Origin of the sequence: Allobosea sp. 47.2.35, from assembly GCF_024655635.1 — a bacterium.
GTDB lineage: Bacteria > Pseudomonadota > Alphaproteobacteria > Rhizobiales > Beijerinckiaceae > Allobosea.
The window spans coordinates 123915-143098 of the sequence record NZ_JANLGI010000013.1; the positions used below are offsets into that span (position 1 = coordinate 123915).

Annotated in this window: 20 protein-coding genes; 10 read left to right on the plus strand and 10 right to left on the minus strand. The window is 66.6% G+C overall.

Annotated features, from left to right (window positions below):
- Positions 1–4: 4 nt before the first annotated feature.
- Entirely contained in the window at positions 5–1594 is a 1590-nt protein-coding gene (locus NUV79_RS16795; protein WP_257734239.1) for an ABC transporter substrate-binding protein, read from the plus strand.
- 163 nt (positions 1595–1757) lie between these two features.
- Here the strand turns inward: NUV79_RS16795 and NUV79_RS16800 are convergent, their stop codons facing one another.
- Positions 1758–2633 carry an aldose 1-epimerase family protein gene (locus tag NUV79_RS16800; protein ID WP_257734240.1) on the minus strand — a complete coding sequence of 292 codons (876 nt, stop codon included), beginning with the start codon at positions 2631–2633 and terminating at the stop codon, positions 1758–1760.
- Between the two features lie 290 nt (positions 2634–2923).
- Here NUV79_RS16800 and NUV79_RS16805 point away from each other — a divergent pair, with 290 nt between their 5' ends.
- From NUV79_RS16805 to dapD, 7 genes are all read left to right on the plus strand, one after another.
- On the plus strand, positions 2924–3523 hold the full coding sequence (locus NUV79_RS16805) for a nitroreductase family protein (RefSeq protein WP_257734241.1): 600 nt from the start codon (positions 2924–2926) through the stop codon (positions 3521–3523).
- 66 nt (positions 3524–3589) lie between these two features.
- On the plus strand, positions 3590–4576 hold the full coding sequence (locus NUV79_RS16810; RefSeq protein WP_257734242.1) for a TRAP transporter substrate-binding protein: 987 nt from the start codon (positions 3590–3592) through the stop codon (positions 4574–4576).
- 23 nt (positions 4577–4599) lie between these two features.
- Positions 4600–5379, plus strand: a complete 780-nt coding sequence (locus tag NUV79_RS16815) for a VOC family protein (protein ID WP_257734243.1) — start codon at positions 4600–4602, stop codon at positions 5377–5379.
- Positions 5380–5536: 157 nt separating this feature from the next.
- Positions 5537–5821, plus strand: a complete 285-nt coding sequence (locus NUV79_RS16820) for a hypothetical protein (protein ID WP_257734244.1) — start codon at positions 5537–5539, stop codon at positions 5819–5821.
- Complete coding sequence (locus NUV79_RS16825) at positions 5811–6128, plus strand: hypothetical protein (protein WP_257734245.1); 318 nt, start codon at positions 5811–5813, stop codon at positions 6126–6128. Before NUV79_RS16820 ends, NUV79_RS16825 begins: the two co-directional genes overlap by 11 nt.
- Positions 6129–6180: 52 nt before the next feature.
- The gene (gene cobF, locus NUV79_RS16830) at positions 6181–6939 is read left to right on the plus strand and encodes a precorrin-6A synthase (deacetylating) (protein WP_257734246.1); all 759 of its coding nucleotides are present in this window, start codon (positions 6181–6183) and stop codon (positions 6937–6939) included.
- A 61-nt stretch (positions 6940–7000) separates the two neighbouring features.
- A complete protein-coding gene (gene dapD / locus NUV79_RS16835; protein ID WP_047580860.1) occupies positions 7001–7843 on the plus strand; it encodes a 2,3,4,5-tetrahydropyridine-2,6-dicarboxylate N-succinyltransferase in 843 nt (280 codons plus the stop codon).
- An 89-nt stretch (positions 7844–7932) separates the two neighbouring features.
- Here the strand turns inward: dapD and NUV79_RS16840 are convergent, their stop codons facing one another.
- The 3 genes from NUV79_RS16840 to NUV79_RS16850 form a co-directional block, all read right to left on the minus strand.
- A complete protein-coding gene (locus tag NUV79_RS16840; protein WP_257734247.1) occupies positions 7933–8493 on the minus strand; it encodes a DUF1269 domain-containing protein in 561 nt (186 codons plus the stop codon).
- 95 nt (positions 8494–8588) lie between these two features.
- Positions 8589–10082: an MDR family MFS transporter gene (locus NUV79_RS16845; RefSeq protein ID WP_257734248.1), complete on the minus strand. Its 1494-nt coding sequence runs from the start codon at positions 10080–10082 to the stop codon at positions 8589–8591.
- Between the two features lie 117 nt (positions 10083–10199).
- A complete protein-coding gene (locus NUV79_RS16850; RefSeq protein WP_257734249.1) occupies positions 10200–10646 on the minus strand; it encodes a MarR family winged helix-turn-helix transcriptional regulator in 447 nt (148 codons plus the stop codon).
- 132 nt (positions 10647–10778) lie between these two features.
- Here NUV79_RS16850 and NUV79_RS16855 point away from each other — a divergent pair, with 132 nt between their 5' ends.
- On the plus strand, positions 10779–11309 hold the full coding sequence (locus tag NUV79_RS16855; RefSeq protein WP_257734250.1) for an isochorismatase family protein: 531 nt from the start codon (positions 10779–10781) through the stop codon (positions 11307–11309).
- 13 nt (positions 11310–11322) lie between these two features.
- Here NUV79_RS16855 and NUV79_RS16860 read toward each other — a convergent pair whose 3' ends face one another.
- The 5 genes from NUV79_RS16860 to NUV79_RS16880 form a co-directional block, all read right to left on the minus strand.
- The gene (locus NUV79_RS16860; protein WP_257734251.1) at positions 11323–12315 is read right to left on the minus strand and encodes a branched-chain amino acid ABC transporter permease; all 993 of its coding nucleotides are present in this window, start codon (positions 12313–12315) and stop codon (positions 11323–11325) included.
- A 22-nt stretch (positions 12316–12337) separates the two neighbouring features.
- On the minus strand, positions 12338–13225 hold the full coding sequence (locus NUV79_RS16865) for a branched-chain amino acid ABC transporter permease (protein WP_257734252.1): 888 nt from the start codon (positions 13223–13225) through the stop codon (positions 12338–12340).
- A 125-nt stretch (positions 13226–13350) separates the two neighbouring features.
- Positions 13351–14553: an ABC transporter substrate-binding protein gene (locus NUV79_RS16870; RefSeq protein ID WP_257734253.1), complete on the minus strand. Its 1203-nt coding sequence runs from the start codon at positions 14551–14553 to the stop codon at positions 13351–13353.
- 60 nt (positions 14554–14613) lie between these two features.
- Positions 14614–15360 carry an ABC transporter ATP-binding protein gene (locus NUV79_RS16875; RefSeq protein WP_257734254.1) on the minus strand — a complete coding sequence of 249 codons (747 nt, stop codon included), beginning with the start codon at positions 15358–15360 and terminating at the stop codon, positions 14614–14616.
- Entirely contained in the window at positions 15347–16117 is a 771-nt protein-coding gene (locus NUV79_RS16880) for an ABC transporter ATP-binding protein (RefSeq protein ID WP_257734255.1), read from the minus strand. The genes NUV79_RS16875 and NUV79_RS16880 overlap by 14 nt, the downstream gene beginning before the upstream one ends.
- A 440-nt stretch (positions 16118–16557) precedes the next feature.
- Here NUV79_RS16880 and NUV79_RS16885 point away from each other — a divergent pair, with 440 nt between their 5' ends.
- Positions 16558–18168: a caspase family protein gene (locus NUV79_RS16885; RefSeq protein ID WP_257734256.1), complete on the plus strand. Its 1611-nt coding sequence runs from the start codon at positions 16558–16560 to the stop codon at positions 18166–18168.
- A gap of 74 nt (positions 18169–18242) precedes the next feature.
- Here NUV79_RS16885 and NUV79_RS16890 read toward each other — a convergent pair whose 3' ends face one another.
- Complete coding sequence (locus NUV79_RS16890; protein ID WP_257734257.1) at positions 18243–19151, minus strand: LysR family transcriptional regulator; 909 nt, start codon at positions 19149–19151, stop codon at positions 18243–18245.
- Positions 19152–19184 lie beyond the last annotated feature (33 nt).

A 19184-nucleotide genomic window follows, 5' to 3' on the forward strand; every position in this document is an offset into this window, starting at 1 on the left:
CCTGATGCAACTGTCCCGTTTCACCGCCGCGCTGCTGTTGTCGGCTGCCGCGTTCCTGCCGCTTCAGGCATCGGCGCAGTCGCAGCCGGCCTCTAACCGCATCCTGCGCGTTGCGCCGCACGCGGATCTGAAGACGCTCGATCCGGTCGCGGCTTCCATCGTCATCACCCGCATGCATGGGCTGATGATCTACGAGACGCTATTCGCCTGGGATTCGAACCTCCAGCCGAAGCCGCAGATGGTCGAGAGCTTCGAGACCTCGGCCGACAAGCTGACCTGGACTTTCAAGCTCCGTCCCGGCCTGAAATTCCATGACGGCCAGCCGGTGACGACGAAGGACGTCATCGCCTCGCTCGGCCGCTGGATGAAGCGCGACACCATCGGCGGCAAGCTCGCGGAATATACCGAGGGCATGGAGGCGGTGGACGACGCCAGCTTCCGCCTCAAGCTGAAGCGTCCGATGGCGCTGGTGCCCTTCGCGCTCGGCTCGGCGGTCGGCCAGATCCCGGTGATCATGCGCGAGTCCGACGCCAAGTCCGATCCGATGAAGCCGATCACCGAGACGATCGGCTCCGGCCCGTTCAAGTTCAACCGCGAGGATTGGCGCAGCGGCTCGAAGGTCGTCTACGACCGCAATCCCGACTACGTGCCGCGCTCCGAGCCGGCCGACGGGCTTTCCGGCGGGCGCGTCGTCAAGGTCGATCGCGTCGAATGGCAGATCATGCCGGACGCGGCGACTGCGGCTGCCGCGCTCCAGACCGGCGAGATCGATATCTGGGAGCAGCCGAGCCAGGACCTGATCCCGGTCATCTCGACCAACAAGCAGGTCAAGGTCGACCGCTACTCGAACCTTGCCAACCAGGTGATGCTGCGGCCGAACCATCTCCACCCGCCCTTCGACAATCCAAAGGCGAGGCTCGCCCTGGCCTATGCGACCGAGCAGGCTGATTTCCTCGCGGCCGGCTTCGGCGATGAGGAATGGTGGAAGCGCTGCAACGCCTATTTCATCTGCGGCGGCCCGAACGGCACCGAGGTCGGCAGCGAGGGCTACGCCAAGCCCAATCTCGACAAGGCGCGCGAGCTCCTGAAGGAGAGCGGCTATAAGGGCGAGAAGCTTGTGCTCTCGACCAGCAACGATATTGCTCCGATCGGCCGCATGGCCGAGGTCGCGGCGGCTTCGCTGAAGAAGGTCGGTTTCAATGTCGATGTCCAGTTCGCCGACTGGGGCGCCGTCACCACGCGCCAGCAGAACAAGAGCACGCCGGATCAGGGCGGCTGGAACCTCTTCGTCACCTATGCCTCGGGCGCGACGATGCAATCGCCACTGACCAATATCGGCACCAACATGGCCTGCGAGCGCGCCTGGGCCGGCTGGCCCTGCGATGCCGAGGCCGAGAAGCTGCGTGGCGCCTTCGTCGATGCGCCCGACGATGCCAGCCGCAAGGTGGCGCTGGAGGCGCTGCACAAGCGCCTGACCGAGATGCAGCCCTATCGCGTGCTCGGCCAGTTCGACCAGCCTTATGCCCGGCGTACCAATGTATCCGGCGTGCTGGCGGCCCCGGTCATGCTGTTCTGGAACGTCGAGAAGAAGTGAGGACGACGGGAGTTCTCCACCCGTACCCTCCAAGAGGTCATCCCGGACAAGCCGCGCAGCGGCGCTGATCCGGGATCCATGCCTGAAGCTTCTTGGGAAATGCCCCGGAATGGATCCCGGGTTTCCGCTTCGCTCCGCCCGGGATGACGTCGCGGGTGAAATGCTACAGCGTCGCGCGCCAGACGAAATCGCGGCTCTCGCCCGGCATCAATGTGAGGATGCCGGGCTTCTCCGCGATTTCGCCCTGCCAGCCGGCGGGGCTCGCCATGCCGTACCAGGGCTCGATGCACAGGAACGGCGCGCCGGATGGCTTCGACCAGATGCCGAGATCCTTGTAGCCCTCCCAGCTCACGGTCAGGGCGCGGCTCTCCCGCCCTGACGCGTCCAATGCCGCGAAGCGCACCGAGCGGTTGGCCGCATCCGGAATCACGATCGCGTCGTTGATGAAGAGGCTTTCGTCGAGATCGAGTTCCCTGTCGGAGAAGGGCAGGGGGATCGGCGCGGTCAGTAGCCCGGCCTCGACGCCGCGCCCCTGGCCCGGCTCCGCCTGCGGGAAGGTCAGGCGATGCGCTTGCTTCGTGACGCTCTCAGTCAGAGGCCAGAGAAAGGCGGGATGGGCGCCGACGCCGCAGATCAACGGCACTTCGGCTGGATTACTCACTCGTGAGGTCACGGTCAGCGTATCGCCCGCGACCGCGTAGATCATCTGCAGCACGAACCGGAATGGATAGATCGCCAGCGTCTCCGGGCTTTCCCGCAATTCCAGGACCGCTCGGTCGGCACTGCGCTCGACCCAGCTGAACAGGCTGTCGCGGGCGAAGCCGTGCTGGGTCAGGCGGTAGGAGCGTCCCTCGTGGATCAGCGTATCGTCGGTGAGACGCCCGACCATCGGGAACAGCACCGGCGCATGGCGCGGCCAGTCCGGTCCGCCGTTCCAGAGTGCCGGCCCGTTCGCATCGGACAGCGCGATCAGTTCGCCGCCTTGCGCGCGTACCGTCGCGCGCAGCCGGTCGGAGGCAATCGCATGGGTCTCGCTCATCATCGTCTCCGTCGGCAACTCCTTCCGGGATAGCCGATCGGGCGCCGTGAAATCCACCGCGCAGGGCGCTGATCCGATATGACATGCGTTTCGCGCAAGAAGAGCCGCCTCGGCCGGAGTAGTCATGCGGCAGAGGTATTTCTCGATAAGGTCATCGAAATCAGCAAGGCTTTGCAGGAAATGGTCTTTCTTGAGAAATCCCATTGCTTGACGGGCCTATCGGCGATGCCGATCCTGCTGCCATCACCGCGCGGCTTTCGCCGCCGCAAGACATGTCGCTAGGACCATCGATGACCGTTACCGCCAATAGCCGCACCGCCGACCATGCGATCGATCCTCTCTTCCTGGAGCGCTGGTCGCCGCGCGCCTTCACCGGCGAGATCATCTCCGAAGGCGAGCTGGCGGTGCTGTTCGAGGCCGCGCGCTGGGCGCCGTCCTCGTACAATTCGCAGCCCTGGCGCTTCATCTATGCAAGGCGCGGCACCGATCATTGGCCGGCGCTGCTCGGCCTGCTCGGCGAGTTCAACCAATCCTGGGCGAAACATGCGGCGGCCCTTGTCTTCGTCGTCTCCAAGGAGACGATGGCGGTTCCCGGCAAGACCGAGGAGGTGCCGTCCTATACCCATTCCTTCGATGCCGGCGCCGCCTGGGCCAATCTCGCGCTGCAGGCGGTGCGTATCGGCTGGCAGGCGCATGGCATGGCCGGCTTCGACCACGCGCGGGCGCCTCACGCGCTGAAGCTGCCGGCGGGCTATCGCGTCGAGGCCGCCGTTGCCATCGGCAAGCCCGGCGACAAGGCGCAGTTGCCGGAGGCCTTGCAGGCGCGCGAGACGCCGAGCCAGCGCAGCCCGATCGGCGCCACTGTCTTCGAAGGCGTCTTCTCCGGTTGAGCGATGGCCTCTTGCAGCGGGGCGCGTTTCGCGCGATCCCGCTGTATGCGCCGAAGGAGGCAAGCCTTGCTAATCACCCGCCGCCAGTTCGCCGCCAGTTCGCTCGCCGCGCCCGCCATCCTGAAGGGCAGCTTGGCCTCCGCCGCCGGCCGGCCCGTCACCGTCGCCTCGCTGCTGGGCGAGGACAAGCCGGAGACGAAGGTCTGGCGGCGCATCGCCGATATCCTCAACCGTACGGCGCCCGGCCGCTTCGATCTGCGGATCGTGCCCAATGCAGCGCTGGGCGGCGAGAAAGAGGTGGCCGAGGGCCTGCGCGTCGGCTCGATCCAGGCGGCGCTCTCGACGGTGTCCTCGCTCTCGGCCTGGGTGCCGGCCGGGCAGATCCTCGACCTGCCCTTCCTGTTCCGCGACCGGGGTCATCTGGCGCGGACATTGGCCGGGCCGCTGGGTGACGCGCTGAAGGAACTCTATCAGGCCCAGGGCTTCGTGGTGCCGGGCTTCATCAATTATGGCGCCCGCCATCTCCTGGCAAAGGAGCCGCTCACCACCCCCGGCTCGGTCAGGGGCAAGCGCATCCGCGTCATCCAGAGCCCCCTCCATACCGCACTCTGGTCGAGCTTCGGCGCTCATCCGACCCCGATCCCGATCCCCGAGACCTATAATGCGCTGAAGACCGGCGTGGTCGACTGCATGGACTTGACCAAGTCGGCCTATGTCGGTTTCCGCCTGCACGAGGTCGTCCCGGTCCTGATCGAGACCGGCCATATCTGGGCGAGCGGCGTCGTCATGTTCGCCGCCCCCTTCTGGAGGAGCCTGGCGCCGCAGGATCGTGAGGCGCTGACGGCAGCCGTGACAGAGGGCATCGCCTATTTCGACGAACTGATGCTGGCCGATGAGGAAGCCTCGATGGCACGGGCCAGGGCCGAGGGCGGCAAAGTCGTGTCGGCCGATGATCGTCCGGGCTGGCAGGATGGAGCGCGCAAGGTCTGGGAGAGCTTCGCGCCGCAGCTTGGCGGCATGTCGGGCATCGAGGCCATCGCGCAGAGCCGCTGAGACCAGCATCGGGAACGAGAACCATGCCGCTTTCGATCGACCATATCGTCATCGCTGTCGCTGATCTCGACGCGGCAGTCCGCGACCACACGGCGCTCGGCTTCACCGTGCTGCCCGGCGGCGAGCATCCGCGCGGCTCGCGCAATGCGCTGGTCGTGTTCGCGGACGGCGCCTATCTCGAGATCATCGCCTTCCCGCGCCCGCTGCCGGAGTATCGCTGGTGGCAGGTGCTGGATCGCGCCGGCCCCGGCCTCGTCGACTATGCCGTGCTGCCGGATGATCTCGATGCCGATCTCGCCCGTGCGCGAGCCGCCGGCATCGTCATGGACGGTCCGATCGACGGCGGCCGACTCCAGCCCGACGGCACGCGCATCGCCTGGCGCTCGGCCCGTCCGCCCGAGCCCGATATCCCCTTCCTCTGCACCGACGTCACGGCGCGCAGCCTGCGCGTGCCCGAAGGGGCGGGGCGACGCCACGCGAATGGTGTGACCGGCGTCGCGGGTGTCACCGTGGCGGTTCAGGACCTCGCGACCTCGGTCGCCCGCTATCGCGCCCTGCTCGGGCGGGATCCGGTCGCCATCGGCGGCGTCCCCGGCCTCGGCTTCGGGCTCGCGCAGTTCCGCATCGGCCGGCAGACGCTGTCCCTGGCCGAGCCGCATGGCCCGGCCGCGGCCAGCCTCGGTGAGCATCTCGTCCGCCGCGGGCAGGGCGCCTATTCCGTTTCCTTCTACGGTTCGGACGATGCCCGCCTGGACGATAGCCTCGCCCATGGCGCTCGCTTGGAAATCATCCGCGACCTCTAGCCGCTGGCGCCGTCATAATCCGGTCACGCCTGCAGGTGAGAGTGACCCGTTACCTTAAAATGGTTCTATTTATGCAGTAATAACAAGAGCTTGCATAGAATCGACGACGCGCCTATCTCTCCCTCGCGATCAGTGAAACAGCCGACGGAGAAACCGAATGGGTGGCGTCACCGAGGTCGATGTCGCAGCCGCGATCGGCCGCATCGACGAGATCATCATCCGCGAGATCGTCCGCACGGGGGCGAGCCGCCCTGAATTGCGCCGGGCGCTCGCGCTCGCCAAAGGGCCAGGCGATCTCGGCGCCGACGCGGCCCTGCCGCCGCGCATGCAGCGCCTTGTCGACCTGCTTGCCGTGACCTTGCCGGAACAGGGACCCAGACCCTTGCAAGGGCCACAGCGGCGCCGCCATGCCGCCATCAAGGGCATCGAACGTGCAGCCTGATCAGGGGAGCGCCGAAACGCTGGAAACCGCCCGGGCGGACATCCGGGAAGCGGTCATGACAGCTTTTTGTGCCGCGCTCCGCGATACTCGCTTGCCGCCGCTCGCCTTGCTCGAACTGGCGGCGGCAGCGGTCGGTTCTGTCTACAGAGAGGTGGCGGATGCTCATTGCGGTGACCAGCCATGCCCTTGCGGCTGGCATCCGCGCCTCCAGGCGGATCTGGAGGCGCTTCAGGCGGCGCTGGCGTTGAACGCGACGCCGGCGCCACAGGCCGATCTCGCCCGCATGGCCGTGCTCGGCCGGGCCTGATCTCGCATTTCACTCACAGGCCATGCTAAGCCGCCGCGAACGGCGGAGCGGCATGCGTAACATCCTCATCATCGGCATCGGGGCCGGCAATCCCGACCACATGACGATCGAGGCGATCGAGGCGCTGAACCGCGCCGACATTCTGTTCATTCCCGACAAGGGCGAGGAGAAGGCCGCGCTTCGGGCCCTGCGCGAGGCGATCTGCGCCCGCTTCATCCGCAACGCGAGCTACCGTACCGTGCCCGTCGAGATTCCGCGCCGCGCCGAGGCCGGCAGCGACTATCACGGCGTCGTCGATGACTGGCACGAGCGCATAGCCGGCCGGTACCGCGCTCTGTTTGAAGCCGAATTGCAGGAAGGCCAGACCGGTGCGCTGCTGGTCTGGGGCGACCCGGCGCTCTACGATTCCACCTTGCGCATCATGGAGCGCGTCGCGGCTTCCGGCCTCGGCCTCGACTGGCAGGTCTATCCCGGCATCAGCAGCGTTCAGGTTCTGGCCGCGCGCCATCGCATCCCGCTCAATACGATCGGCGCGCCAATCCTGATCACCACGGGCCGCCGGCTCGCGGCTGGCTTTCCGGCCGATCAGGACAGCGTCGTCGTCATGCTCGACGGCGAGCAGACTTTTGCAAAGGTCGATCCTGCCGGGCTGGACATCTTCTGGGGCGCCTATCTCGGCACGCCCGACGAAATCCTGCGCGCCGGCCCGCTGGTCGCGCTCTCGGCCGAGATCGCCGCGGTGAGGGCCGAGGCCCGCGTGCGGCATGGCTGGATCATGGATACATATCTGCTGCGCCGCCGCCCGGCTTGACGCAGCCGCCCGCATCCGCCATCGCTCGCCCCGATCTTTCTGGAAGCGCCGGAGCCACCTGATGTCCCTCGCCGATCTCAACCAGACCATCGACGCCGCCTGGGAAAACCGGGCCGAGATCGGCGTCCAGACCAAAGGCGCCGTCCGCGAAGCCGTCGAGCAGGCGATCGAGATGCTCGATGCCGGCCAGGCCCGCGTCGCGGAAAAGCAGGGCGCGGATTGGATCGTCCATCAGTGGCTGAAGAAGGCGGTGCTGCTCTCCTTCCGCCTGACCGATAACGTCATCATGGCCAATGGCCCGGGCGAGGCCGTATTCTGGGACAAGGTGCCGTCGAAGTTCGAGGGCTGGGGCGAGAACCGTTTCCGCGCCGCCGGCTTCCGCGTCGTGCCGCCGGCCGCCGCGCGCAAGGGCTCCTTCATCGCGTCCGGCGTCGTGCTGATGCCGTCCTTCGTCAATATCGGCGCCTACGTCGATAGCGGCACCATGGTCGACACCTGGGCGACGGTCGGCTCCTGCGCCCAGATCGGCAAGAATGTGCATCTCTCGGGCGGCGTCGGCATCGGCGGCGTGCTCGAGCCGCTGCAGGCCAACCCGACCATCATCGAGGATAACTGCTTCATCGGCGCCCGCTCGGAGGTCGTCGAGGGCGTGATCGTCGGCGAGGGCTCGGTGCTCTCGATGGGCGTCTTCATCTCGGCCTCGACCAAGATCGTCGACCGCGCCACCGGCCAGGTCCATGTCGGCAAGGTGCCGCCCTATTCGGTGGTGGTGCCGGGCTCGCTGCCCGGAAAGCCCTTCCCGGATGGCACGCCGGGCCCGGCGCTCTCCTGCGCCGTCATCGTCAAGACGGTCGACGCGCAGACGCGCTCCAAGACCGGCATCAACGAGCTGCTGCGCGACTGATCCGGGGCATCCCGGAAGCCAACGGTCTGTCTTTATGAAATTCCCGGGTCGAAGCTCCGCTTCGCCCGGGAATATCGTCTTGAGATGCCTCAACCCACCGGCGTCGGGGCGCCCGTACCCTGGGGGTAGGGGGCCGGCGGTTCGGTCGCGGGCGGCGTCGTGCCGTGCGCGTCGGCCAGCGCATCGCGCAGCTTCTGCTCCTGCGAGCGGTCGAGCGAGGTCTTGAGCACGGTGCCGCCGGCGCCGCGGATCGCCTCCAGGACCTTGTCGCCTGTGACCTTGGTGACCAGCACGAACAGCGCCGCATTGCCGGGCTGCAGGCTGTTGGACAGTTCCTTCATGAACTTGTCGTCGACGCCGTAATCGGTCAGCGCCCCGCCGAGCGCGCCGGAAGCAGCACCCAAAGCCGCACCGAAGATCGGCATCAGGAAGATCGCGCCGATCAACAGGCCCCAGAACGAGCCGGAGACGGCGCCCATTGCGGTCGTGTTCAGGAGCTGATTGAGCTTCACCTTGCCGCCTTCGTGCATCACCGCGATGGCGGCATCGCCGATCTCGATCAGATATTCCTTCTGCAGGCTGATCAGCTTCTGGCGCATCTCCTCGGCGCGAGCCTCGGTCGGATAGACGATGACGACGAGATCGGACATGGCGGAACTCCTGGCTAGCCGATGCTGGCATGCTGGCCCGGACGGATGACGGGTTCATGGCAACGCGCGGCCGGCTGGTCAGGTTCCGTTTTCCGTTATTCGCCGCCGATCGCCTTGGCCGCCTCGACCGCGCGGCCACGCAGCGGCAGCTCTTCCATCCGCGCCAGCGAGAGCCATGCGAGCGCGAACCCCAGGCTCGCGGCGCCGAAGACATAGCGGAACAGCACGACCATGGTCTCACGGTCGACGGTGCCGAGCTTCAGTGCCTCGGGCGAAAGCTGCGCGCCGGCCCCGCCGACACCGCCGAGCACGATCGCGCCGAACGCCGCGACGATCAGCGCCCCACCGATCTGGCGGAAGAAATTGGCGACGGCCGTCACCGTGCCAAGCTGATGCGCCTGTACCGCGTTCTGGATCGAGACCGTCGCGACGGGCAGCAGCGTGCCGAAGCCGATGCTGACGATCGCCAGGATGACGCAGAAGGGCAGGAGCGGAATCTGGCCGGAGAAGGCGGCCAGCACTGCCGTGCCGGCCATCGCGACGAACAGCCCGGCCAACGGCACGCGCTTGTAATGGGTGAGCTGCGACATCGCCCGCCCGGAGCTGGTCGCGCCCAGCACCGTGCCGCAGGTCAGCGGCAGCAGGCCGAGGCCGGAATGGGTGGCGCTCAGGCCCATCACCGTCTCGAAATAGAGCGGCAGGTAGATGGTCAGGCCGATGAAGGTGCCCATGCCGAAGCCGGCGGCGACCGTGCCGCGGCGGACGACGCGATTGCTGAAGAGGTCGAGCGGGATCAGCGGCTCCGCCGCCCGGCGCAAACGCCAGGCGAACAGCGCCCAGAGCACGAGCGAGGCAGCGACGAGCCCGGCAATCTGCGGCGAGCGCCAGGGATAGGCGGTGCCGCCCCAGGAGAGCGCGAGCAGCAGCGACACCGTCCCCAGAGTCATCAGCACGGCGCCGAGCACGTCGAGCTTGTGCGGCCGCTCATGGCGCGGCAGCCGCTTCAGCGCCGCGCTCGACATCCAGTAGGCGCCGAGCCCGAGCGGCAGGTTGATCCAGAAGATCACCGACCAGTGCAGCTTTTCCGCGAGGAAGCCGCCGAGCACGGGGCCGAGCAGCGAGGAGGACATGAAGACGCTGGCGAAATAGACTTGATAGCGCCCGCGCTCCTTGGGCGGGACCATGTCGCCGACGATGGTCTGGGCCAGCGCGATCAGCCCGCCGCCGCCAAGCCCCTGCACGAAGCGCGCGAGGACGAGCAGCCAGAGCGAGGGGGCCAGCGCGCAGGCGATCGAGCCGATCACGAAGACGACGATGCCGGCGAGCAGCGTCACCCGACGACCATGGATGTCGGCGAGCTTGCCGTAGAGTGGCGTCACCGCGGTCGAGGCGAGCAGGTAGATCGTCACGATCCAGGAGAGATGCGTGACGTCGTTGAGCTCGCGCCCCATCGTGGGGAGCGCTGTCGCGACGATGGTCTGGTCGAGCGCAGCCAGGAACATCGCCAGCATGACGCCGATCAGGACCGAGCGAATATCCGCCGGCGTCATGGCTGCGGCCGGGGCGGGAATGTCGAGCCGCTTGTCCATGAAATTGCGATCTTACTTGCGTCTAGGGAATGGCGAGACGGTAGCCGCAGCGCGCGCCATGCGCCAGAGTCGCATTGACGGAGCGGCCCTGCGGCGCGGGCGGGGCAGGGGCGACGGTCAACCGAGGCTGCGCAGCATGTCGCGCAAGGTTTCCGGCGTAGCATCGGGCAGCGCGGCTTCGATGACGGTGTGCGTCTCCTGCCAGATCGGCACGGCCGAGGCGAGCAGCGTCATCCCGGCCTCCGTCAGTGTCAGCAGGCGACCACGACGATCGGCGGGATCGACTGCGACGGCGACGAGCCCGCGCCGTTGCAATGGCTTCAATGCGGCGGTGAGCGTCGTCCGGTCCATCGCCAGCAGGTCTGCCACGGGGCCGAGCGACGCTGGCACTGGGCGATTCATCGCCATCATCAGCGAGAACTGGCCGTTGGTCAGCCCGACCGGGCGCAAGGCGTCGTCGAACCGGCGCGCCAGCACCCGCGCCGCGCGCTGCACATGCAGGCACAGGCAATGGTCGCGCACATGCAGCGTCGTCGCGAAGGGAACGATCTGTTTACCGTCCATCTCATCTGCATGTTGACTGCCGCTGGGCAAGTCAAGCGACGGACTGACCGAAGATGCCGCGCCTGTTGACGCAGGCCGCTCCTTGAAGCGCTATGCTCTTCTCTTGGATGGGCACGAAGAGGAAGGCCGCTCATGCCGCTGCTCAGCGCCGGGAATGCCATGCTGGTCGTCATCGACTTCCAGGCGAGGCTGATGCCCGCAATCCATGACGGCGAGAAAGTCCTGCTCAATGCCGGGCGTCTTGCGGAGGCAGCGCGTCTGCTCGATGTGCCCGCTGTCCTGACCGAGCAATATCCGCGCGGCCTTGGTGCCACGGTGCCGGAATTGGCCGGGTTCGCTCCCGCCGTGACCAAGATGAGCTTCGATGCCTGCGGCGAGCCCGCTTTCCTCGAAGCCGTGGCGGGGGATCGCGAGCTGGTCGTCTGCGGCTGCGAGGCGCATGTCTGCGTCGGCCAGACCGTGCTGACGCTGCTGGAGCATCGCCGCCGCGTCGTCGTGGTCGCCGATGCGATCGGCTCGCGCGTGCCGCTATCGCGCGAGATCGCTTTGCAGCGCATGGCGAGCCATGGCGCCGAGATCGTCACCACCGAGATGGTGCTGTTCGAATGGCTGCGGAGTGCCGAGCATCCGCAGTTCCGAACGGTCTCGAAGCTGATCCGTTAGATCGAAGCCACTCTCACAGCGGCTTCTTGATGGCCTTTGCGATGACGCCGACGATGCCTTCGCGGAAGAGCAGGACGCAGAGCACGAAGATCACGCCCTGCACGACCGTGACCCAGGCGCCGAGGGTCGCGAGATAGTTCTGCATGGCGACGATGACGATGGCGCCGACGATCGGTCCGAAGACGGTGCCTAAGCCCCCGACCAGCGTCATCAGCACGACCTCGCCGGACATGGTCCAGTAGACGTCGGTGAGCGAGGCCAGCTGGAAGACGATGGCCTTGGTCGCGCCGGCAAGACCCGCGAGCGTCGCCGAGAGCACGAAGACCATCAGCTTGTACTGGTTGGCGCGATAGCCGAGCGAGATGGCACGGGGCTCGTTGTCGCGGATCGCCTTGCAGACCTGGCCGAAGGGCGAGTGGATGACGCGATAGATCAGCAGGAGCCCGCCGAGGAAGATGGCGGCGACGAGCCAGTAGAGGGCGCGGTCGTCGGCGAGGCTGATCAGACCGAGGAACTTGCCGCGCGGCACGGCCTGGATGCCGTCCTCGCCGCCGGTGAAGCGCGGGGTCTGCAGCGAGAAGAAGAACACCATCTGGGCGAGCGCCAGCGTGATCATGGCGAAATAGATGCCTTGCCGCCGGATGGCGAGCGCGCCGAAGACGAGGCCGAGGACCGCGCCGACGGCAGTGCCGAGCAGGATCGCAAGCTCCGGCGTCAGGCCCCAATGCTTGGCGGTATAGGCCGAGACATAGCTCGCCATGCCGAAATAGGCGGCGTGGCCGAAGGAGAGCAGGCCGCCATAGCCGAGCAGCAGGTTGAAGGCGAGGGCGAACAGCGCGAAGCAGAGCACCTTCATCACGAAGATGGGATAGGCGACGAACGGCGCGACCACGAGCACCGCGGCGATCGCGATGAACAGGTTGCGGTGCAGGCGCGCCGTGCTGTCGTCGGTCTCGCTGAGGGCGAGGCCGCTGCCGGCTGCGTCGGTCGAGGCAAGGTCGGTCATGGTCTTATCCTTGCGTCTTGCGTCAGGCCGCGCGGCCGAACAGGCCGGCAGGCTTCACCAGCAGCACCAGCACCATGATGACGAAGATCACGGTCGCGGCGCCTTCCGGGTAGAACACCTTGGTCAGGCCCTCGATCAGGCCGAGCGAGAAGCCGGTGACGATCGCGCCCATGATCGAGCCCATGCCGCCGATCACGACGACCGCGAAGACGACGATGATCAGATCGCCGCCCATGTTCGGGTTGACCGAGTAGATCGGCGCGGCGAGCACGCCGGCGAAGGCGGCAAGCGCCACGCCGAAGCCATAGGTCAGCGTCACAAGGAGCGGCACGTTGATGCCGAAGGCCTGGGTCAGGGTCGGGTTCTCGGTCGCGGCTCGCAGATAGGCGCCGAGCTTGGTCTTCTCGATCAGGAACCAGGTGCCCAGGCAAACCACGAGCGAGGCGACGATCACCCAGGCCCGGTAGTTCGGCAGGAACATGAAGCCGAGATTCTGGCCGCCTGTCAGTTGCGGCGGGATGGCATAGGGCAGGCCCGACGAGCCGTACTGGTTGCGGAACAGGCCCTGGATGATCAGCGCCAGGCCGAAGGTCAGCAGCAATCCGTAGAGATGGTCGAGATGGGCGATGCGCTTGAGCAGCAATCGTTCGATCGCGACACCGGTCGCGCCGACGATGATCGGCGCCAGCAGCAGGGCCGCCCAGTAGTTGAGGCCGAGATAGTTCAGGCACATCCAGGCGACGAAGGCGCCCATCATGTACTGCGCGCCATGGGTGAAGTTGATGATGTTGAGCAGCCCGAAGATCACCGCCAGCCCGAGGCTGAGGATGGCGTAGAACGAGCCGTTGATCAGGCCGAGAAGAACCTGGCCAAACAGCGCTTGCGGCGGAACGCCTAGAAGCTCGAACATGCGGGACTCAGATCATCTGGAGGTCTTGACGGAACCTCGTGCGCCACTTCCGGCCCTGCCTTGTGGCGGGGCCGGAACGGCGCCGGAGGATTCGAAGCCCGGGCGTGCCGGGCTTCAGGCGCACGTCACTTGACGAGCGAGCAGCCGGTTTCAGCCAGCGGCTGGAAGGCCTGCTCCGCCGGCAGCACCGAGACCTGCTTGTAGTAGTCCCACGGGCCCTTCGACTCCGAGGGCTTCTTGACCTCGTAGAGATACATGTCGTGCATCTTGCGGCCGTTCGGACGGATCGAGCCCTTGCCGAACAGCGGATCCTCCGTCGGCATCTCCTTCATCTTGGCCATGACGGTGGCCGAGTCCTTGCTCTTGGTCGCCTCGACCGCCTTGAGATAGTGCAGCAGCCCGGAATAGACGCCGGCCTGGACCATGGTCGGCTTCTTGCCGCCATTGAGCTTGGCGAAGCGCTCCGACCAGGCGCGGGTGCCGTCGTCGCGATCCCAGTAGAACGACTCGGTCAGGACAAGGCCCTGCGCCGCCTGCAGGCCGAGCGAGTGCACGTCGGTCAGGAACACGAGCAGGCCCGCGAGCTTCTGCCCGCCCGCGACGATGCCGAACTCGCCCGCCTGCTTGATCGCGTTGGTGGTGTCGCTTCCGGCATTGGCGAGGCCGATGACCTTGGCCTTGGAGGCCTGCGCCTGGAGCAGGAAGGACGAGAAGTCGGTGCCCGGGAACGGGGTGCGCACCGCGCCGACGACCTTGCCGCCGTTCTTGGTGACGGTCGCGCTGGCGTCGCGCTCCAGCGCGTGGCCGAAGGCATAGTCCGCGGTCATGAAGAACCAGCTGTCGCCGCCGGCCTTCACCATCGCGCCGCCGGTGCCCTGGGCCAGCGCATAGGTGTCATAGGTCCAGTGGATGGTGTTGGGGCTGCAGGCCTTGCCGGATAGGTCCGAGGTGCCGGCGCCCGAATTGATATGGACCTTGTTCTTCTCCTTGGTGATCTGGCTCACCGCCAGCGCGACCGAGGAGGTCGGCACGTCGAGGATCAGGTCGACGCCGTCCTGGTCGTACCACTGCCGGGTGATGGTCGAGCCGACGTCGGGCTTGTTCTGGTGGTCGGCCGAGACGATCTCGACCTTGATGCCCTTCTCGGCCGCCTTGAAGTCCTCGACCGCCATGCGCGCCGCGATCACCGAGCCCTCGCCGGCGAGGTCGGCATAGAGGCCGGAGCGGTCGTTCAGCACGCCGGCCTTGACCGTGATCTGCTGGGCAAGCGCGGGGGCTGCCATCAGGGTCGCGAGCGCCGTGGTCGCGAGAATCGTCTTCAGCTGCATGATCGTTCTCCCTCTGTCGATACCGGGCGAGCCGGTGCTGTTCTGGTGGATCGCGCTGCTTCAGACGCCGAGATAGCGATGCAGCTTGTCGATATTGGCGTCGAGTTCGGCATTCGGGATCATGTCGATCACCTTGCCTTGCTCGACCACGTAGTGGCGGTCGGCGACCGTCTGGGCGAAGCGGAAGTTCTGCTCGACCAGGATGATGGTGAAGCCCTTCTGCTTGAGCATCCGGATGGTGGCGCCGATCTGGTCGATGATGACGGGGGCGAGACCTTCGGTCGGCTCGTCGAGCAGCAAGAGGTTGGCGCCGGTGCGCAGGATGCGGCCGATCGCCAGCATCTGCTGCTCGCCGCCGGAGAGCTTGGTGCCCTGGCTCTTCAGCCGCTCCTTGAGGTTGGGGAAGAGCGTGAAGATCTGCTCGACCGGCAGGCCGCCCGGCTTCACCTGCGGCGGCAGCATCAGGTTCTCCTCGACCGAGAGGGTCGAGTAGATGCCGCGCTCCTCCGGCACGAAGCCGATGCCGAGCCTTGCGATCGACCGCGAGGGCAGGGCGATGGTCTCCTTGCCCTCCAGCATGACCGAGCCCTTGCGCTTGCCGATCACGCCCATGATCGATTTCAGCGTCGTGGTCTTGCCGGCGCCGTTGCGGCCGAGCAGCGTCACGACCTCGCCGGGCGCGACGTCGAAATCGATGCCATGAAGGACATGGCTCTCGCCATACCAGGCTTCGAGCCCGCGGACCTTGAGCAGCGGGGCGGTGCCGGCGGCAGGGGCCGGCGTCTTCAGCGCTTCAGTGGTGGCCATGGCCGACTCCCGAGCCGATATAGGCCTCGACCACGCGCGGGTCCTTCGAGACGGTGGCGTAGTCGCCCTCCGCCAGCACCTGGCCGCGCGCGAGTACGGTGATGCGGTCCGAGAGCGAGGCGACGACCGAGAGATTGTGCTCGACCATCAGGATGGTGCGGTTCTTCGAGACCTTGCGGATCAGGGCCTCGATGCGCTCGACATCCTCGCGGCCCATGCCGGCCATCGGCTCGTCGAGCAGCAGCATCTCCGGATCCAGCGCCAGCGTCGTCGCGATCTCCAGCGCCCGCTTGCGGCCGTAGGAAAGCTCACCCGCGGTCAGGCCGAGGAACGGGGTCAGGCCGACGGCATCGACCAGGCTCTCCGCTTCGGCGTCGAGCTCCCTGAGCGAGCGCTCCGAGCGCCAGAAATCGAACGAATCACCGCGCTTGCGCCGCTGCAGCGCGATGCGGACATTGGTCAGCACCGAGAGCTGCGGGAACACGGCGGAAATCTGGAAGGAGCGCACCAGCCCGAGCCTTGCGATCTCGGCGGGTTTTTCACGCGTGATGTCGCGCCCGTTATAGACGATCGCGCCGCGTGTGGGTGCGAGGAACTTGGTCAGCAGATTGAAGCAGGTCGTCTTGCCCGCACCATTCGGTCCGATCAGTGCGTGAATAGAGCCGCGGCGCACGCTCAAGTCGACGCCGTTCACAGCTGTAAAGCCGGCAAATTCTTTTGTAAGACCTGATGTCGAAAGAATAGTATCCTCAGACATGCCGGTTGCCAGCCTTCATCAGCTTTATCTTTCTTGCTTGTGCGGTTCCCCTTGCATGTCATGCTGCACCGCGCTCCGGGCATAAGTCAACGCTGGCGGGTTTCAAAGCGGTCTTGGCAGGCGTGCTCTCATCCCTTCGTCTTATGCCGCTTATCTCATGCGATTGGAGGATGCGGGCACCTGCGTGACCGGGCATTGCTCGCGCTCGGGCGTGCGAACGCGAGAAAGGGTTTGAACCTGCATCGTTGCTCGCGCGACGAAGAGACGTTCCGGTTTACCATCGGAGCCTGTTGCGGTAAAAAAGACGGCCATCTTTCGTCCATATTGCCGCCGTGTTTTTGATCGTGCGCTGCGCCGACCGTTGCGGGCGGGCAGCCGATTGCCGAATTGGGGAGGTTGTCGTGAACTTCGCGTCTCTGGTTCCAGGGTTCCGTGCCCGAATGGCTGTCGCCTTTGCGCTGGTGCTCTCAGCGGTGGCGCTGGCCTCTCCTGGCTCTGCCGCCGTGCCCGAGCGGCGGGTCGCGCTGGTTATCGGCAACAGCGCCTATACCTCGGTGCCGCCGCTCGCCAATCCGCAGCGCGATGCCAAGGGCATTTCGGCCGCGCTCAAGCGGCTCGGCTTCGACGTCGTCGAGGGCTACGACCTCAAGATGGACGCGATGACGGGCATCGTGCGCGAGTTCGCGCAGAAGCTCGACGGCGCCAAGGCCGGCCTCGTCTATTATGCCGGTCACGGCATCGCTGTCGGCGACGAGAACTACCTGATTCCCGTCGATGCCTCGCTGCGCTCCGAAGCCGATCTCGACTTTCGCGCCGTCAACGTCCAGCTCGTTCTGCGCCAGATGCAGCGCGACGAGCGCGTCAACATCGTCATCCTCGATGCCTGCCGCGACAATCCCTTCGCCGCCCAGCTCGCCGCGAAGTCGCGTGCCGTCACCCGTGGTCTGACCGCGATCGAGACGCAGTCGGCTTCGGGCATTCTGATCGCCTTCGCCACCGATCCGCGCGCCACGGCGCTCGATGGCGAGCGCGACGGCAACAGCCCCTTCACCAGCGCGCTGCTCAAGCATATCGAGACGCCCGAAGTGTCGATCACCACGGTGATGGATCGTGTTCGCGCCGATGTCTGGGAGACCACCGGCAAGAAGCAGAAGCCCTGGACCAATTCCTCGATCATCGGCGAGTTCAAGCTCAACCCGACGCTGAAGCTCGCCGCGGTCGATCCGGGCGTGGCGGCGACCAAGACCATCGACGCCGCCGTTCCGATGCCGGCCATGCCGGCGGCGCCCTCGCTCGACCGTGCCCAGATCGACATCAAGACCTGGGAAGTCGCCGAGCGCGGCAATTCCGCCGCCGATTACCGCGCCTATCTCGATGCCTTCCCGTCGGGCCAGTTCGCGACCTTCGCCCGTAACCGCCTCGCCAGCCTCGAAGCGGCGAAGCCGGCTGCCGGCTTCCTTGCGACCCCTCCCGGCGTCACCGAGGAAGCGCTCAAGAAGGAGATCGGCACGGCGCAGACCGAGACCGCGATGAAGCTCGAGGCCAAGGACCGGCGCGAGGTGCAGACCCGCCTGCGCGTCAGCGGCTTCCAGCCGGGCAAGGCTGCCACGACCTTCGGTCCAAGCCATCGCAAGGCGATCCAGGCCTGGCAGAAGTCGCGCAGCATCCCGGAGACCGGCTTCCTGACCGCGATGCAGGTCAGCGCGCTGCGTGCCCAGAGCGAAATCGCCTATCAGGCTGTCCTCGCCGAGGAGAAGGCGGCTGCCGAAAAGAAGCGCAGCAGCAAGACGGCGGGAGAGGGCAAGGCTTCGACCCGCAACGTCTCCTCCTATGAGGGCGACGAGATGTACCGGCGCGACCTCGCCCGCGAGCGCGGTCAAGCCTACCAGGGTACGACCACGACGCCGCGCCGCGGCACGACCAGCACCGGCTATCAGGGCCGTGTCCGGACGCGTGACGGCGATGCCAGTGACAGTGCTGGCGCGGCCATCTTCGGCGGCATCGTCGGCGGCGTGCTCGGCGGCGCGATCGGTGGCGGTTTCCGGCGCTGACGGATCGCTTTCCGCTCCCATGATTGGAAAGGCCGGCCCTTGGACCGGCCTTTCTTGCTTCTGCCGTCACGAATCTACCGATCGCCGCAGAGCCGTTTCAGTGCCGCCGCGAAGCTGCGGGCGGCGGGCCCAAGCGGCGCATCCAGTCGGTGCCCGATATAGGCCTCGGCCGAAAGTTGACCTCGCCGGCCGAGGACGCCGGTCTCGACTCGAACCAGCCGGCCGCTGGCGAGATCCTCCTCTGCCAGCCAGCCCGGCAGCCGACCCCAGCCGAGCCCCGCCCGGATCATCGCGTGCTTGATGTCCTGCCCGCCGACCCGGCAGGTCCGCGGCGAGATCACGCCGATATCGCGCTGGTCTGTCAGGGGCGAGCGGTCGAACTGGACGATCTGGAGATGGTCGGCGAGCGCAGCGGCGTCGAGCGCCAGTCCAGTTGCCTGTCCGAGCGGGTGCGAGGGAGCCGCCACCGCGATCATCTCGATCGATGTCAGTGCCTCGATCGCGATACGCGGATCGCGAAAGCTTTCGCCGACGATGACCGAGACCTGGCTGCGTTGCTCCAGCAGTGCCGTGATCGGACCGCCCAAGGCCTCGGCCGAGAGCCGGATCGCGACCGACGGATAGGCCAGGCTCATCTCCGCCAGCGCTGCGCCCACCAGCAGGGGAGGGAACAGCACGTCGATCGTCAGGGACAATTCCAGCTCGACGCCCTCGCGCAATCCCCGGGCCCGCGCCCGCATCGCATCGACGCGCAACAGCACGTCGCGCACATTCGCGAGCAGGGCCCGGCCTTCCGGCGTCGGGACCGGTCGGTGGCCGGAGCGATCGAACAGCGTGACGCCAAGCTCATCCTCCAGCTTGGCGATGGCATGGCTGACGGCCGACTGCACGCGGCCGAGTTCTGTCGCCGCGGCACGGAAGCTTCCTCGATCGCAGACCGTCAGGAACATCCGCATCTGATCGAGTGAGAGATTGTCGAGCATGATCGATATTATAGATCGGTTTGATGAGAATTA